Source organism: Tenacibaculum sp. M341 (genome assembly GCF_004337695.1).
Taxonomy (GTDB): domain Bacteria; phylum Bacteroidota; class Bacteroidia; order Flavobacteriales; family Flavobacteriaceae; genus Polaribacter.
In genome coordinates, this window is sequence record NZ_SJXJ01000010.1 from 44,419 (window position 1) to 61,287 (window position 16,869).

General features: G+C 30.4%; 16 protein-coding genes. 2 read left to right on the plus strand and 14 right to left on the minus strand.

Features of this window, described 5'->3' with window-relative positions; translation table 11 throughout:
- The first annotated feature begins 373 nt into the window (after positions 1-373).
- A complete protein-coding gene (gltB, locus tag EYW44_RS12740) occupies positions 374-4,891 on the plus strand; it encodes a glutamate synthase large subunit (protein WP_132724049.1) in 4,518 nt (1,505 codons plus the stop codon).
- A 1-nt stretch (position 4,892) separates the two neighbouring features.
- Positions 4,893-6,356, plus strand: a complete 1,464-nt coding sequence (locus EYW44_RS12745) for a glutamate synthase subunit beta (protein WP_132724050.1) — start codon at positions 4,893-4,895, stop codon at positions 6,354-6,356.
- Positions 6,357-6,503: 147 nt separating this feature from the next.
- Here the strand turns inward: EYW44_RS12745 and EYW44_RS12750 are convergent, their stop codons facing one another.
- From EYW44_RS12750 to EYW44_RS12815, 14 genes are all read right to left on the minus strand, one after another.
- Positions 6,504-6,989, minus strand: coding sequence for a hypothetical protein (locus tag EYW44_RS12750; RefSeq protein WP_132724051.1), 486 nt, complete (start codon positions 6,987-6,989; stop codon positions 6,504-6,506).
- Between the two features lie 30 nt (positions 6,990-7,019).
- Positions 7,020-7,751: a hypothetical protein gene (locus EYW44_RS12755; protein ID WP_132724052.1), complete on the minus strand. Its 732-nt coding sequence runs from the start codon at positions 7,749-7,751 to the stop codon at positions 7,020-7,022.
- Between the two features lie 118 nt (positions 7,752-7,869).
- Positions 7,870-8,355, minus strand: coding sequence for a hypothetical protein (locus EYW44_RS12760; protein WP_132724053.1), 486 nt, complete (start codon positions 8,353-8,355; stop codon positions 7,870-7,872).
- Position 8,356: 1 nt separating this feature from the next.
- Entirely contained in the window at positions 8,357-8,944 is a 588-nt protein-coding gene (locus EYW44_RS12765) for a DUF1877 family protein (RefSeq protein ID WP_132724054.1), read from the minus strand.
- A 22-nt stretch (positions 8,945-8,966) separates the two neighbouring features.
- Entirely contained in the window at positions 8,967-9,578 is a 612-nt protein-coding gene (locus EYW44_RS12770; RefSeq protein ID WP_132724055.1) for a hypothetical protein, read from the minus strand.
- Positions 9,579-9,636: 58 nt separating this feature from the next.
- Complete coding sequence (locus EYW44_RS12775; protein ID WP_132724056.1) at positions 9,637-10,104, minus strand: hypothetical protein; 468 nt, start codon at positions 10,102-10,104, stop codon at positions 9,637-9,639.
- Positions 10,105-10,210: 106 nt separating this feature from the next.
- Complete coding sequence (locus EYW44_RS12780; RefSeq protein ID WP_132724057.1) at positions 10,211-10,573, minus strand: hypothetical protein; 363 nt, start codon at positions 10,571-10,573, stop codon at positions 10,211-10,213.
- A gap of 2 nt (positions 10,574-10,575) precedes the next feature.
- Complete coding sequence (locus EYW44_RS12785) at positions 10,576-11,097, minus strand: hypothetical protein (RefSeq protein WP_207893788.1); 522 nt, start codon at positions 11,095-11,097, stop codon at positions 10,576-10,578.
- Between the two features lie 152 nt (positions 11,098-11,249).
- A complete protein-coding gene (locus EYW44_RS12790; protein WP_132724059.1) occupies positions 11,250-11,666 on the minus strand; it encodes a hypothetical protein in 417 nt (138 codons plus the stop codon).
- A gap of 122 nt (positions 11,667-11,788) precedes the next feature.
- Positions 11,789-12,031, minus strand: a complete 243-nt coding sequence (locus EYW44_RS12795) for a GNAT family N-acetyltransferase (RefSeq protein WP_165872220.1) — start codon at positions 12,029-12,031, stop codon at positions 11,789-11,791.
- Positions 12,021-12,242 carry a hypothetical protein gene (locus EYW44_RS12800; RefSeq protein WP_132724061.1) on the minus strand — a complete coding sequence of 74 codons (222 nt, stop codon included), beginning with the start codon at positions 12,240-12,242 and terminating at the stop codon, positions 12,021-12,023. The genes EYW44_RS12795 and EYW44_RS12800 overlap by 11 nt, the downstream gene beginning before the upstream one ends.
- Positions 12,243-12,583: 341 nt before the next feature.
- Complete coding sequence (locus EYW44_RS12805) at positions 12,584-13,357, minus strand: hypothetical protein (protein ID WP_132724062.1); 774 nt, start codon at positions 13,355-13,357, stop codon at positions 12,584-12,586.
- A 13-nt stretch (positions 13,358-13,370) separates the two neighbouring features.
- Positions 13,371-15,002 carry a DUF1501 domain-containing protein gene (locus tag EYW44_RS12810; protein ID WP_132724063.1) on the minus strand — a complete coding sequence of 544 codons (1,632 nt, stop codon included), beginning with the start codon at positions 15,000-15,002 and terminating at the stop codon, positions 13,371-13,373.
- 2 nt (positions 15,003-15,004) lie between these two features.
- On the minus strand, positions 15,005-16,645 hold the full coding sequence (locus EYW44_RS12815) for a DUF1800 domain-containing protein (protein WP_132724064.1): 1,641 nt from the start codon (positions 16,643-16,645) through the stop codon (positions 15,005-15,007).
- Between the last annotated feature and the right edge of the window lie 224 nt (positions 16,646-16,869).

Below are 16,869 nucleotides of genomic sequence, written 5' to 3' on the forward strand. Positions count from 1 at the left end.
GGCTATTAAATAGCTGTGTCTTTGTCAGAATTACTTAATACGTATTGAGCTTAAAAGCTCAATCAATGAACACAAAACCAAACTTAGATTTGGAGGTGAGTGGAATTCTTATTTCGCTGTTTATATACAATTTACGAGTAAAAGTGTATTCATAATTTTTAACAACAAGCAACATAGTTAGTGTTACAAATTTGAGAATACCTAAGTAATCTGTTTTTCAATTTTTCATATTTCTTTTTTAGAAATAGATGCATTCATACTTAAAACAAGCAGATTTCTTTAAACCTCGCCAAGACAAAACAATAATGTTAGTAGTTTTTATTGATCTTTTTTTAGAATCAAAGCAATACTACTTATCAACACAAAAAACACAATGATTATGCAAAATCAAGGACTTTATTTAAATGAGTTTGAAACTGCCAATTGTGGAGCTGGTTTTATATGTAACTTAAAAGGAATCAAATCCAATCAAATCATTCACGATGCATTGGAGATTCTTATTAAATTAGAACACAGAGGAGCTGTAAGTTCTGATGGAAGAACAGGAGATGGAGCAGGAATTTTAATTGATATTCCGCATGAATTTTTTCAAAGAGTATGTGATTTTGACTTACCAGAGTATAAAGAGTACGCAGTAGGACAAGTCTTTCTACCTAAGAAATTAAATCAAAGCAGTTATTGTGAAGCTGTTTTTGAATCGGAACTTAAAAAGCAAGGATTATCAATTTTAGGTTGGAGAGATGTACCAGTAGATACTTCAAACTTAGGAGCTATTGCTGCAAAAACACAACCAAAAATTAAACAAATTTTTGTAACAAAAGGAGAAGATAGCTTAACAGAATTACAGTTTAATGCTAAACTTTTTGCCGCTAGAAAAATTAGTGAGCATATTATTTCAAAGTCAAAAATTTCAGAAAGTAGTTACTTTTATTTATCTAGTTTTTCTTCAACAACTCTTATTTACAAAGGTTTATTAATGCCTGAAGATATCGGACGTTTTTATGTTGATTTAAGACAACCAGATTTGGTTACTAGATTGGCATTAGTGCATCAACGTTTTTCTACGAATACATTTCCGTCTTGGGATTTAGCTCAGCCTTTCCGATTTATGTGTCATAATGGAGAAATTAACACATTAAAAGGAAACGTAAAACGTATGATTGCCAGACAAGAATTAATGAAAAGTGATTTGTTTGGTGATGATATGGAACGCATTTTTCCAATTATAACAGAAGGGAAGTCAGATTCTGCATCTATGGACATGGCAGTAGAGTTATTATTAATGACAGGTAGATCTTTACCTGAGGTAATGATGATGTTAGTGCCAGAAGCATGGGAGAAAGATGCTACTATGAGTGAGGAAAAAAGAGCTTTTTATGAATATAATTCATGTATTATGGAACCTTGGGACGGACCTGCGTCAGTTCCATTTACAGACGGGAATTATATTGGAGCGTTATTAGATAGAAATGGATTAAGACCTTCAAGATATACCGTAACCAAAGATGGAAATGTGGTGATGTCTTCAGAAATTGGGGTTTTAAATATTCAACCTGAAAATGTTGTAAAGCATGGTCGTTTGGAGCCTGGGAAAATGTTTTTAGTGGATATGAATGCAGGAAGAATTATTGAAGATGAAGAAATAAAATCATCAGTAATAGCAAAACATCCATACAAAGAATGGTTAGACGATAACATTTTACAATTAGCAGATATTCCGTATACAAACAATACTATTCCTTCAGAGAAAACAGATTACAAAACACGTTTGCGTTTGTTTGGATATACCACAGAAGAAATAGATTATTTGATAGCACCAATGGCGTTACAAGGTAAAGAAGGTATTGGTTCAATGGGAACAGATACACCTTTAGCTGTATTATCAGATAAAACTCAATTGTTATATAATTATTTTAAACAATTATTTGCACAAGTAACCAATCCTCCTTTAGACGGAATTAGAGAAGAGATTATTACTGATATTAGTTTAGCCATTGGATCAGATAGAAATATATTCGATATAATTCCTGAGCAAGCAAAAAAATTACGAATTCAGAATCCAGTAATATCTAACGAAGATTTAGATAAAATAAAAAATCTGGAGCATGATGATTTTAAAGCAGTAACTATTCCAATGTTATTTCCTTTGGAAAAAGGGGTGAACGGAATTGAAAATGCTTTAGAAGGAGTTCTATACAAAGCAACTGTTGCTGTTGAAGATGAAGGCGCTAATATTATTATTTTGTCTGATAGAGGCGTAAATAAAGAATGGGCACCAATTCCTGCATTGTTGGCATGTTCATATTTACACAATTCAATGTACCGAAAGAAGACACGTTCTAAAATAGGTATAATTATAGAAAGTGCAGAGCCTAGAGAACCACATCATTTTGCAACTTTGTTTGGATATGGAGCAAGTGCTATAAATCCGTATATGGTTAATGAAATCATAGCTAAGCAAGTTGAAAAAGGAGAAATACAAGATGTAGAAGTTGAAGAGGCTGTTCAAAATTTTAATAAAGCTATCGGTAAAGGCTTGTTAAAGATTATGAATAAAATAGGTATATCTACATTACATTCTTATAGAGCTTCTCAAATATTTGAAATATTAGGACTTAAAAAAACATTTACAGACAAATATTTTCCAAATACACCTTCAAGAATTGGTGGTATTGGTTTATATGTTCTGCAAAAAGAAATATATAAACGATGTACAGAATCGTTTAGAGAAAAGGAAATTGATTCTGTTTTAGATTTAGAAGTAGGAGGAGATTACAGATGGAGAAGAAATGGTGAACGTCATATGTTTAACCCAACTACAGTATCTAAATTACAACAAGCAGTTCGATTAAAAAGCAAAGAGAGTTATATAGTTTATGCCGACAAAATAAACAAACAATCAAAAGAGTTAATGACACTTAGAGGTTTGTTTGAATTTGTGAATCTTGATCCGATTCCTGTGGAAGAAGTAGAGCCATGGACAGAGATTGTGAAACGTTTTAAAACAGGAGCAATGTCTTATGGATCAATTAGTCAAGAGGCACATGAGAATTTAGCCATTGCAATGAATAGAATTGGAGGAAAGTCTAATTCTGGAGAAGGAGGAGAAAATAAAACTCGATTTAAAAAATTATTAAACGGAGATTCAAAGAATAGCGCTATTAAACAAGTAGCATCTGGTAGGTTTGGAGTTACAAGCAACTACTTAACCAATGCGAAAGAAATTCAAATAAAAATGGCACAGGGAGCAAAACCAGGAGAGGGTGGACAGCTACCGGGGAAAAAAGTGTTGCCGTGGATTGCTGAGGTGAGAAATTCTACGCCTTATGTTGGATTAATTTCACCTCCCCCGCATCACGATATTTATTCTATTGAAGATTTAGCTCAGTTAATTTTCGATTTAAAAAATGCCAACAGAGAAGCGCGAATTAATGTAAAGTTAGTATCAAAAGTAGGAGTAGGAACAATTGCAGCTGGTGTAGCAAAAGCAAAAGCAGATGTAATTTTAGTTTCTGGTTTTGACGGAGGTACAGGAGCTTCACCATTAACCTCGTTACGACACGCTGGTTTACCATGGGAATTAGGAATTGCTGAAGCACAACAAACATTAGTTTTAAACAATTTACGTAATAGAATTGTGTTAGAATGTGATGGTCAGTTAAAAACAGGTAGAGATGTTGCTGTTGCTTGTTTATTAGGAGCTGAAGAGTTTGGCTTTGCAACAGCTCCGTTAGTGGCATCTGGTTGTATTATGATGCGTCAGTGTCATTTAAATACATGTCCTGTAGGAATTGCAACTCAAGACCCTGAATTACGTAAAAACTTTAAAGGAACACCTGAGCATGTAATTAATTTTATGTATTTCGTCGCAGAAGAATTAAGACATATTATGGCTTCCTTAGGTTTTAGATCGATTAATGAAATGGTAGGACAGGTTGAAAAATTAAATATGAATGAAGCCATTGATCATTATAAAGCAAAAGGGATTGATGTTTCTGCTATTTTACATAAGCCAACCATAGATAAAAGTCCTATTTTATTTAATACTGAAAAACAAGACCATAACCTAGAGAAGGTATTAGATTTTAAGATTACAGAAGATGCTAAAAGAGCAATTAAAAACAAATTAAAATCAGAGCTTTCTTATGAAATTCAAAATACCAATAGATCTGTAGGAGCTTTATTAAGTAATGAAATTTCCAAAATACATGGAGAAGACGGATTGCCAGAAGATACATTAACTTTAAAATTTAAAGGTTCTGCCGGGCAAAGTTTTGGAGCTTTTGCAACTAAAGGAATTTCAATGTATGTAGAAGGAGAAACCAACGATTACTTAGGTAAAGGATTATCAGGAGCTAAAATTGTTGTTAAAAAGCCAAAGGAGGCTGATTTTGAAGCTTCCAAAAATATAATTGTAGGTAATGTATGTTTTTACGGAGCGGTAAAAGGTGAGGCATATATCAATGGAATTGCAGGAGAGCGTTTTTGTGTTCGTAATTCTGGGATTACAGCAGTTGTAGAAGGAATTGGTGATCATGGATGTGAATATATGACAGGTGGTAAAGTGGTTGTTTTAGGAAAAACAGGTAGAAATTTTGCGGCAGGTATGAGCGGTGGTATTGCTTATGTGTACGATCCTTCTCACCAGTTTAGAAATGAAAAATGCAATTTAGAGATGGTGGAGTTGGTACATTTAGAAACACAAGATCAACAAGAATTAAAAGCATTGGTTGAAAATCATGTAAAGTATACAGAAAGTGGTTTAGGTAAAGAGATCTTAGCAGATTGGGAAGTAAATAAAATGGATTTTATTAAAATTTTCCCAACGGATTATAAGGTTGCATTAGAAAGATTAGCACAAGAAGAATTAACTCATAAAAAAGCAATATAGTATGGGAGAATTAGGCGGATTTAAAAAATACGAAAGAAAGTTAGAAACGAATATTGCTGTAAAAGAGCGTATAAAAACTTTTAAAGAGTTTACACAACCTTTAGAAGAAACAGAACAGAAAAAACAAGGTTCACGTTGTATGAACTGTGGAATACCATTTTGTCATAGTGGTTGTCCGTTAGGAAATTTGATTCCTGATTTTAATGATATGGTTCACAAAGGAGAGTGGAAAAAAGCATTAGAAATATTACATGCAACGAATAATTTCCCTGAATTTACAGGTCGTTTATGTCCTGCACCTTGTGAAAAAGCGTGTGTTTTAGGAATTATTGACGAACCAGTTTCTATTGAAAATATAGAGAAATATATTATAGAAAAAGGTTTTGAAAAAGGTTGGATTAAACCAAACTTACCAAAGTATAGAACAGGTAAAACTGTTGCTGTTGTTGGTTCTGGTCCAGCAGGATTAGCTGCTGCTCAGCAATTAAATAGAGCAGGACACTTAGTAACAGTTTATGAAAGAGCTGATGAAGTAGGAGGGTTGTTACGTTATGGAATTCCGAATTTTAAATTAGAAAAAAGTATTATTGATAGACGAGTTGCTATTTTGGAAGCTGAAGGAATTATTTTTGAAACCAATGTAAATGTTGGTGTTGATATTTCTGTAGAAGATTTAAAAAAGCATGATGCTATTGTGTTATGTGGAGGAGCAACCAAAGCAAGAAGTTTACCTATTCCAGGTAGTGATGCTAAAGGAGTACACCAAGCAATGGACTTTTTAACAAAGCAAACTAAAGCATTATTTGATAAAAAAGTACAAAAAGACATCATTAATGCTAAAGGTAAAAATGTAATTGTAATTGGTGGAGGAGATACTGGATCTGATTGTATTGGAACGTCGAATAGACATGGAGCTAAATCGGTAACGAATTTTGAAATTATGCCAAAACCACCGATGCATAGAAGTGAAAAAACACCTTGGCCATTTTGGCCTCTTCAGCTTAAAACAAGCTCTTCACATGAGGAAGGTTGCGATAGAAATTGGCTAATAAATACCAAAGAGTTTTTAAAAAATGAGAAAGGCGAGCTGATTGCTTTAAAAACAGTAGAGGTTGAATGGAAAATTATTCCAGGACAGCGTCCACAATTAATTGAAAAGGAAGGAACAGAAAAAACTTGGGATTGTGATTTAGTTTTTTTAGCTTTAGGGTTTACAGGACCAGAAAAACAATTACCAGAACAATTAGGTGTGGAGTTTGATTACAGAACGAATGTAAAAGCAAATACCCAGACTTATGAAACTAATGTTTCCGGAGTTTTTACAGCTGGAGACATGAGAAGAGGTCAATCTTTAATTGTTTGGGCAATTTCAGAAGGAAGACAAGCTGCATATCATGTAGATGCTTATTTAATGGGAAGTTCAAGTTTACCATTAAAAGACAAAAATGATTTATTAACAGCTTAATACAGTATATATAAGGACCATTGTAAAAATCCCCAAAAATTATAATACAATGGCATGAGGGGGTGTACTCTCTTCTTTATTGAAGAGAGTTACCTGTTTTCATTTATATATTTGTAATAGCTTCTTTAGAAGAATACACCTTGTATTTTAATCTATTTCAGAAGGAAAAGATTCTAAATCTATTTTTTTCCACTCATCTCCAATATAAAAGGTAAAAATGTTATTTTCATCCACATCAGTTTTTATTTTTATTCGGTTTTTATCAAATGAATAAATAAACCCTTCAATTGTATAGTCCATAGTTGCATGAACCTCTCCAATTATAACTGTTTTATCATTGAAAGGTGGTAAAAAACGGAAAATAAATTCTTTTTCTATTGGACTTTTGTTGACTAATGTAAAGCCTGTTACAACAGAGTTTTTAACTTGATATCCTACAACTGAAAAAGAATCCGACTTATAATAATGTACCTCATAAGTTTTAAAAGTATCGGTTACTATTTTTGTAGGAGCACCTAACGATTCATGAATTTTTGAAATAGTTGTATCAATTTTAAATCCGTTTAATAGATAAACAGTTTCATTACTAACTTTTTCAATCCAACTTTGTTGGTTTATTTCTAATGTATTCAATTTAAGGAGTGTAGTTTTTATGAAGCAATCCTATTTCTTCTCATTTTCGATAATCCATTCCATACTTTGGTCAAAATATTTTTTAACCGATTTTTTTAGATATACACTGTAATCTGTAGCTTCTTTTCTTTCATACGATAATTTAGCCATTGTATAAGCTATAATTTGTTCAGGTAAATACCCTTTCTTAGTCGATTTCCACCCAAAACCTTCCGATTTAAATTGGAAATGAGTATTTCCAAGAAAAATACCAAAACCATAAAAAACAGCGACTAAATCTGTTGTATATTCATCATCTGTTCCGTATCGTCTTTCACCTAGTAAAAACTGATGCGATAGCTCATGGGCTAATGTTGCAATTAAAGAATCTGTGTCCTTTAATTGTTCTCTTTCTATAGAAATTATAGCGCCATGCTTTGTTTTTTGGTAAGTACCAGAAGCACTAGACCATTTACCATTTATATCTGCAGGAGTTGATAATATAGTGCCATCAGACATTCGAACATTAGTATCAGAGAAATATTGAAGAGTAATTTTACTTGTTTTAAGACCTATTAGTTTCATGTTACGTTCCAAAATAAAATCAGCATCTTTTTCGGTACCATCAAAGTCTCTATCGTAAAAATCTTTAGTAGGTGTTACTGTTTTAATTTGCATGTGACGTTTTTTATTAATTTGAGATTTAAACCAACTAAGATTCATTTCAACCCAAACTCGATCCTCTTGTGTGATAGGCAATTTGTTTTTTTTGTTCCAGAACATTTTTTGTTTGTTTTTATTAAGTTTTTCAAATATAACCAACCGATGTTTTTATTCTTTTAAAAACACTTTAATTGATTTTATAGTACATGTTTTTGTTGTGTTTTTTTAATTTCTAATATTAAAAACTATCATACTTATTGGTTACGAATACCAGTTTTTTGATAGCTTCACTTAAGCAATCTGCAAATTTTGTTTTTGTAATTTTTATTTGGTTAAAAGAACCGTCTTTATTTATGATTCTATAATCACCAATTCTAAAATATAGCTTTAGTTGTATTAGCTTTAATTGTAGTTTAGATGAGTTTTTTATGGTTTCTTCTAAATTTTCAAATAGCATATAATCAAATCGATAAATTTCTTTTCCTTGAATTTTAATTATTGTTGATTGATTAATTATAAAAACATGTTTGGTTGTAATTAAAACTTTTTTACGCTTAGATAACTTTATCAAAAGAACTTCAATTTCATTGTTTTCTAATGAAATGTTTTCATCTAAAGTATTTTTAGGATTATCAAAGAAAAGAATACCACGTTTGTTATTATAAAGTTTTAAATGTGTTAAAATCTGATCTCTTATCTTTTTTTTACTTTTTTGGTTTTTCATTTTAAATTTTAGTTATAATTACATAACCATTTATCTTTTTAGCTTCATTTAAAAAGTATTTTAAGTCTGCAAAAGTTGTTTCAATAGCTTCTTTTTGATGATGAATTTGAGTTATTTTGTATACCCCATATTGTTTCATCTTTTTAAAATCATAGTGTTGCATTAGATCATTGTAAGTTATTTTTTCAAGTAAGTTCGCTTTTTGATGGAGCATTTCTTGATTCCAATATTTAAGAGCAAATCCCTGATAACTTGTAGCTACATTAAATTCTATGCCATCATTTATAAAACGATCATCGGTATTGTTTAAAAATGCAGCAATTAAATAATCGATTACATCATAGGCTCTGTTGGGGTTGAAATAGTACTTAGACTCAAATTTTTTGTTCGGATAATATTGTAATAATTCATTAGCATCTTTTTTAAATTCAATCCAATCAGGATGGCCAAAATCACAAAAATCAGTTCTAAAAGCATTGGGTAATGAACATAAAATATCAGGATACTCAGTATTACTTTTTTGCTTAGCTTTTTCAAAAATAATATCCATTTCTATTGGTACCGCTGTTAGTGAAATATCTAATCCCATAATTAACTTATTGGTGTATCTTTTATAAATTTCCGAAAACAATTATTTCATCAGCATACCTTAATCTAATATTGAACCATTTAATTAAATTTCTAAGAAACACTTCAACATCAGGATCTTTTGTTTTGATTTTAGCCATTCGTTGAACTATAATCTTACTAGTTTTATTGTCAAAATAATTATAACCACAAATATCGAAAGATCCATTTTGTTCGTCATCCTTTGCTAAATCTTTAAAAATGTCAATTACATAGTCAAAATCTTTAGTTTGAATAAATAAACTTCGATCTCTTGAAGTGACATATTTTTCAATACTTTCATTTTTTGCCCACAAACAATATCCAATTTTATCTATTTTCTCATTTGGAGTTGCTGTAAGATATTGTAATTGTTCGTGAATTTTTTTGACAGATTTTTCAATATTAAATTTGCAAATTCGGTAGTATTTTTCAGCTGTTTTTTCATCACATTCAACTAGCCTACAAATGGTATTAATATTATTGAAATGATATTCTTGTACACAAACAGATAGATCTCCGTTATGCTCTAAAATTAATTCTTTTGCTAAATTTATAGGAATAGAAAGTTTGTTTCGCAGCTCTTTTATTTTTTGAAATTCTTCTTTTGGATTCATGTATTTCTTTTTCAATTTACATTGGAGTAAATGTACTCAAAAAGTCTTTATAATAGGCTTATCCTTTAGTAGTTTGTATTCTTACCTCTATATCTTCAATACTACCATACATGTCACCATTATCAGAAATAACCAACGTATCTTTAGCTATTGGTAAAGGAATTTGATGTATACCTTTTAAAAACTGATGCATTTTATGAATGTTTTGTGATAGTGCTTCAGGTTCGCAATAAACAACTATAAGTTGTTCTTCAAATTGTCTTGCCAAGCGTCCTCTTAAGAAACCTCCATAATTGGGTTCATCATTTAAAATAAAATCATAACCTTTTGGAACATTTTTTTTATGAGCATCTTTTGCGTTGAATAATGTTCCATCAGGATAAATCCAAAAGACGAATTCAGGAAAAGAATGTGTGAAATCTTTAATGTCTTTTCTTCTGCCTCTATATTTTTCTTGTAAAAAAGGAAAGGATTCACTTGCTTTTTGCCTAGAAATACTTCCAGCTGTAATGAGTTTGTTTTTCAATTTCAAATTTATTTTTAGCAAGTTACGTAAATAAACGTAATAAAATATATGTGTTGAAAATAATTATTTTGTTTATGAAAGAGGATTTTAGCTCATATCTAATCCATTAAAATTGATCTAGTTTATTCAAAAATTTATTCACTTCTTCAATTGGATCTTGTTTGATATTGGGTATGAAAAATTGATATCCCTTAACTTTTTTGTTTTTAATATATAATTCAGCATATTCAATTCTCAATTCATTACAATAATTTCCTGTTTCAGTTGATGATGGAAATATAATATCAATTGTAAGATTATATTTAGAGATTCTCCACCATAAAACAGTCCAGTCAACGGGAGAATATTCTCTATGAACTATATAACTAGGATGTTCAAGATATACTTCTTTTTTTTCTTGAGGGTCTAAAAAAGTCCACCCTCTTTTTTTTAAAGCTTCTTCAAGCCGATATAAAATACTTTGAGCCATTTTTATTTATAAAGTTCGTCAATGATTTCTTTTGCTAATTTAAGGTCAGAATTTGTTAGGTAAACAAATTCAGGTCCATAACTGTTTCCTATACCCAAAATACCATATTCAGTATTGAATAATAATGGACCACTCCCATCGTCATAGGATTTTTTCAATTTATAATATCCAAAATTCAATTTGTGTATTTTTTTGTTTTGGTATTCCATTTTATCAGAGAGAATGAATTTATCAAAAACAAGAGTTAATTGTTCAGATGCTTTGTGATAATAGAATTCCATATTCTTCTCTTTATTATTCAAATTTTGATATGAATATTTGGTGATTGAATCATTATCTGAAACAGTTAATTTATACTCCATGGTTTTAGCTATTTCAGTATGGAAAACAAAAAGAGTTCTTTTTTCAGTTTTTAAAATTTGCTTTTTAGGAAATTGATAATCATTAGTTTTTTTCCACATCATAATTTCTGAAAGACTCAGAATTCCGAGAACAATTAATGATGTGCTAAGAATTTTTTTCAAATGTTTTTTGTAAGTCATTTTTGTTAACTGAAATTGGCATATATAAATTGTTGGTTGTTTATTTCAGTTCATAATCTGGAAACTTCATATTAATAAATTTTCCGAAATCATTTTTAATTTAGAACTTATGAAACGATTAATAGTGATTAGTATTATTTACTTTCACCATTTATTACTGATCGAAAATCTTTAGCGTTTTTAATATCAGCAATCCATTCCATACTAATCTCTTTAGTAGCTTCTGAAGTGAACTTTTTAATACCTCTAATCACGTCTTCTTTAAAATCATGTAACTCTATCTTTTTAGAAGTTTTCTCAAAAATTAATTTTTGTCGATAGACACCAGGTAAAAATTTAAACCATTTTCTTAAAATATTTTCAGTAGGTTCACAAGCAATAACTTTGAACAATCTACCTTTAGAGTCTATAAATTCTTTATTGAAAAAATAGGTCTCGAAAATTTCCTTCTTAGATGCATACATGTATTGATTAAATAAAGGATAAAGTTCCTCATAGTCAATCCAAGTATCGGAATTAATTCTCATCAATGGATATTCTATTTCTTTCATGTTTTTTCTAATTTTTTAATAAGTAGAATGTATGCAGATAGAATAAAGTTAGGTAAAAAGATCAAAAATCAATATTAGCTATTGTCATTTTTTACAGTAGGATTTTAATCTTTCAGTTTCACTCAAATATAATCATCAATAATTTTCCCATTTTTGATAACAGCATTTTTTCTTATGAACTCTAGGTAATATCCATTTTTCTCTAATACTTTCATTGAAGACTTATTAAAATCAAAAACTCCAGCTACTATTCTTACAATATCAAAATTTTCAAATGCATATTCAGTCATTTTTTTAACGGCTTTAGTAGCCAATCCTTTTCCCCAGAATTTTTTAGAAATAAAATATCCGATTTCAGCATTCAATCTGAATACGTCTTTTTTTAATGTTATTCCAATAAATTAAAAATCGTTCTTCAGGTTTTTTACCAATTTCATTATTAATAAATTCAATAGCGTCTTTTTCTGTAAATGGATTAGGAGTTTTATCGTATCCGTTATCAAGAATTTCAGGAATATTTTTTATTTCTGAAAATTCTTTTGCGATATCTATTCTATGAGGTTTAAATTCAATCATTTTTTAGCTTGTTACTAAATAGTTTATACATGTGCAAGCTACATTTTGTACACAACTATTTTTAATGAAAGTGTTTTATTTAGGTTAATACTACAAATATAAAAGTTAAATGGTGTATAGTTTTATATTTTATTAAAAGCTATGTGTTTTTTAATTTTAGGAATTGCATCTAGCTTTTTCTCATGTGATTAATTAAAGCAAGAGTAGAGAAGTAGTAGCTTTTCAATTTGGCACCAAGATAAAGCATTTTTAAATTATCGGATACATTGATATTCATATGTATTCGTGATTATCAAAATATCCGATAAAGAATTTATTTTAAAAGGAAAAGATCTTTAAGACTATTCTTCTGATGTTACTATTTCATAATGAGGAGCAATTGCGGTAATCCACCCTTCAATACCAGTAGCATTAGAAGAAATAAAATCCCCAGAACTTTCCTTAAATCGGCTTATACCGTTTAGTAGAGTAACCCCAACAATTTCACTATTAAAAATGGTTAGGCAATAAGTATCAATGCTTCCATCAATAGGAATGAAACTTTCGTTTTTATTAGATAAATTTAGTTTTACTATAGGATCTGTTACAGTGTAACGTAAGTAGTATAAATTGTTACCATCAATAGCTATATCAGGAATACTAAGTGAGGCATTTTGAGCTACTATTGCTTCAACAAAAGTTCCGTTTTTTCGAATCTTATGAATAGTATTCGTTTCATAAACTGAATAATACAAGAAATTTTCATCAACAGCTATACCTTCTGTTCTTATGTTTGGAATTACAGAAAGTGTTGCACCTGTTTCTGGATCAATTTGGTGTATAGATTCATTTTCATGAATACCACCAACCCACAAAGACTCACCATCATATGCTATGGCATGAGGAGATCTTAAATCATCAGGTAAATCTAGTTCTGCTTCAAATAATCCACTTGTTTCGTTGTAAAGATATATCCCTGGCTTTTGATATCTTCTATGTTTTAGTAACCATAATTTTTTATCAATGGTATCATCTATTCCTTCAGATTTAATAGGAAACTCAATATAAGGTTCACCACAAGAAGAGATTAAAAGTAAAAGAATGATTGACTTTAATATTATTTTTGTTGCTTTCATAATCATTCATCAATTACATTTTAATTGCTTTATGAACCTCGCTACTACCATTAGATAGCAATATTTCAAAATAATAAACACCACTACTAAGATCAAATAAATCTACGGTTGCTTTACCGTTTACTAAAAGATCTGTTCTACTCATTAATAAAACTCCAGAGCCATTATAAATTTTATACGATACAGTTTCTAAATATTCAATACTAGATAGGTTAATTGAATTTTTAAAAGGATTTGGATACAGCAACCATTTTTTGTTTTCTTGAAAGTTATCATTTTGATTAGGAATACATCCTAGAGAAATATCAAACTCAGATTTTAAAATATCGCCTACTTTTAAATTGACGAAACTATCATTTAAGGTATGGTTAAAAAAGGTTTCATCTATAATGGCATCATTTGCACCTAAAAAGTTTTGAAGTAATGTAGCAAATGTTTGTCTGTAATCATATTGAACCGTTGTAAGTTGATAATTGTTATTGCTTGTAGCTTCTGATAAATCTGGATTGGTACCAGATACTCCTCCTTTTACAGGTTTACCAAAAATAAACATAGGAGCTATTTCACCATGATCTGTACCTAAATTTCCATTTTCTGCGGCTTTTCTTCCAAACTCAGAAAAAGTAAGTCCTACCACATCATCTGCTAAATTCTGACCATTTAAATCATTCATAAAAGCTTCCATGGCACCAGATAACTCTGAAAGTAGATTGTAATGCGAACCAATAACTTCTCCACCTCCTTGAACTTGCGAATCGTGAGTATCAAAACCATGAATATGCACCATGTATATTTTGGTTTTTAAATCGCCACTTATCAATCTAGCCACTGTTTTTAATTGATTAGATAAATCATTATCAGGATAAGTAGCAGCGTTTGTACCTTTATCAAAGGCAGCAGAAATAGTTTGAGAATAGGTATCGGTTGATGAATCTATGCCTGTTAAAAATCGCAGTTGGTCTCCGTAGTCAGAATCCGGAAAATTTAAAGGAGCTTCACCTAATAATCCATTAACAATAGAATAAAAATTATTTGGATCTTGTCTTGAAAGATTTATAGATAAATTGTGCGCTTCTTGAGAGTGAAAACCTAGAGATCTGTTCACGGCACCAATTTCTATGGCAATAGGAAAATTCTGTGTAACTAAACTTGAATAATAACGCTCCATAAAGCGTCCCATCCAACCTGTACTGGATCCGTTTAAAACACTATTTCCATCGTTTCCAGTTAAATATAAATCATTAGATCTAAAATGACTTTTGTTTTGTGATGGGTATCCTACAGATTGCATGATTCGTAACCAACCTTTATCATACAAGCTTTTAATACCTGTAAGTGCTGGGTGTAAACCTATTTGCTGATTATTTACGAGTGTTCTATCTAAGGTGATATATTGGTTGCTTCCTGTAACAGGAACTTTTATTTTAGGTCTTAAATTACTATAAATATCATACTGATTTAAAGGAACAATAGTATTTAAACCGTCATTTCCTCCAGATAAATTTACGAGTACCAGTTTTCTATTAGAAATATCTGGACACTCCATGTATGGCATAAATGTTTTTAATGCTGCTTGCAGTTGTATTGGAGTTAAACTAATTGCTGAAGCTGTTGCCGAAAGTTTTATAAATTTTCTTCTTTTCATAATTACATTAATTGAAATTCAGCTGCATTAATCATGGCAGTAACTAAAGCATCTATACGTGTTTTTACAGTAAAATCATCATTGTCATTCAAATATTGAATCCATACACCATTCCAATAATAATCAGGAAAACCATCATCTACTAAAAACTGTTTAAAATAGTTTATTCTATCAGTATCAATAGCTTCTGGGTATAGCAAATCAGCCATTTCAGAGATCAATGAATTAGGATCTTCTGCACCTGTAATATTGTTTCTTACAAATTGAACTGTATTTATTGTAGCGTAAGTATCGCCAGAACCAATTGTATTTACTCCTTGAATTAAACTTTCAATTAGACTGTATCGTCCTATAATTGTATTCGAAGAAAACCAATATCGATCAAAATCGGGTTCTTGAAAATAAGCATGATAACCAGCAACATCAAAAGGACTGAAAAGATCCATACCAGCTGAAACAAAATAATCATCGTGAATGAACTCTTTGAAAAAAGCATTATAATAATCTAAAGGATCATTAACAGGATCAGGAATGGTTGCATTAAAAATTGAACATATTTCAGAGACTAGTTGTAGTGGACTTTTAATAATACTTCCTATGGTTTCATCTGTAGCTACAGTGTCATCAGCATCATAAAAATGTTGACTAGAAAGCAGTGTTCTAACTACAGGAACTATTTCAAAATCACTAGCAATTAATAAGTTCGCTAATGGTGTAATAATATCTGTTTCAACTTCATTGTCCCATTTACTTTTTACAAAATAGCGGTATAATTTTCTACAGTAGGCTTTAGCTGTTTCTTGTTGAGAAAAAACCATTTCAACAAAATCATCTAATTCTTCTACTATTCCAGCAGGTGTTTCTCTACCAGTAATTACTTGGTTGTTAAAAGCACCACTAAATGTTTTATCGTCAGGATTATGTTGTTCAAAGTCTACATATCCCATTGGAATTCCTGTATCAGGATCAATAATAGTTCGACTTTTTTCAATTTTAATTCCAGAAAACACTTTTGCTGCTTCTTGTATATCTTCTTCTGTATAGTTTGTGTAATTGTCCGGACCAATTTGTTCTCCTCTTAATACAGTGAAAAGTTCAAAGTATTCTCTAGCATAATTCTCATTTGGATTATATCTGTTATTCCTATGATTATCTAAATAATAGAGCATAGAACTATCTAAGGTGATTTTTTTTGCTAGGGTTTTTATATTTCCTAAGGCATAAAAATCTAATAATCTCAAATAATCATAAAAATATGTTGCCGCACCAGAACCACCATCTTTTGAGACGGTAAAACAAGTGTAAAAGAAAAAGGAAAGTTTATGTTTTAAACTTACTTGATTCATGGCGTTGTACCACCACCATCCTGAAATTATAGCTCGTTTTCTATTTTGTCCTTCAAAATCTTCTGGTAATGTAGGAGAGGAAGTCCAAAACTCATCCGGACTTCCTTCTGGAAGTGGATCGTAGGGCTCTGTAAGTGTGTATGGAGAATCTATGATTAGACTATCAACAGCTTGAGTTGCTGACATACCCGTAAATACATCTAATTGGTCTTTAGTATAGTTAAAGGTGGCACGTCTGAGTAGGTGTTTAGCTTTTCTCAAATCTAAGCTACCACCGAGGGGATTAAGTGATGCCATAAATTAGTATTAAATTTAGTTAGTGGTAATATAACAAAAAATGATCTCAAATATTGTTTTATGTTGAGATTATTATTGTGTTTAGAATCAAAAAAGATTATATTGATTAGTTTTTAAAAAAGACCGTGGAAAATTCATTTTTTTACAATGAAATAAATTAGTTTTCATGTTTTAATTTTTGTAAAACTAGATGGAATATAGAATGAATTTTTAAAGGAGTAGAA

Coding starts and splice junctions, on each gene's coding strand:
- gltB (WP_132724049.1), top strand. CDS start 374: ATGATTATGCAAAATCAAGGACTTTATTTAAATGAGTTTGAAACTGCC.
- EYW44_RS12745 (WP_132724050.1), top strand. CDS start 4,893: ATGGGAGAATTAGGCGGATTTAAAAAATACGAAAGAAAGTTAGAAACG.
- EYW44_RS12755 (WP_132724052.1), bottom strand. CDS start 7,751: ATGTTCTGGAACAAAAAAAACAAATTGCCTATCACACAAGAGGATCGA.
- EYW44_RS12760 (WP_132724053.1), bottom strand. CDS start 8,355: ATGAAAAACCAAAAAAGTAAAAAAAAGATAAGAGATCAGATTTTAACA.
- EYW44_RS12765 (WP_132724054.1), bottom strand. CDS start 8,944: ATGGGATTAGATATTTCACTAACAGCGGTACCAATAGAAATGGATATT.
- EYW44_RS12770 (WP_132724055.1), bottom strand. CDS start 9,578: ATGAATCCAAAAGAAGAATTTCAAAAAATAAAAGAGCTGCGAAACAAA.
- EYW44_RS12780 (WP_132724057.1), bottom strand. CDS start 10,573: ATGGCTCAAAGTATTTTATATCGGCTTGAAGAAGCTTTAAAAAAAAGA.
- EYW44_RS12790 (WP_132724059.1), bottom strand. CDS start 11,666: ATGAAAGAAATAGAATATCCATTGATGAGAATTAATTCCGATACTTGG.
- EYW44_RS12800 (WP_132724061.1), bottom strand. CDS start 12,242: ATGATTGAATTTAAACCTCATAGAATAGATATCGCAAAAGAATTTTCA.
- EYW44_RS12805 (WP_132724062.1), bottom strand. CDS start 13,357: ATGAAAGCAACAAAAATAATATTAAAGTCAATCATTCTTTTACTTTTA.
- EYW44_RS12810 (WP_132724063.1), bottom strand. CDS start 15,002: ATGAAAAGAAGAAAATTTATAAAACTTTCGGCAACAGCTTCAGCAATT.
- EYW44_RS12815 (WP_132724064.1), bottom strand. CDS start 16,645: ATGGCATCACTTAATCCCCTCGGTGGTAGCTTAGATTTGAGAAAAGCT.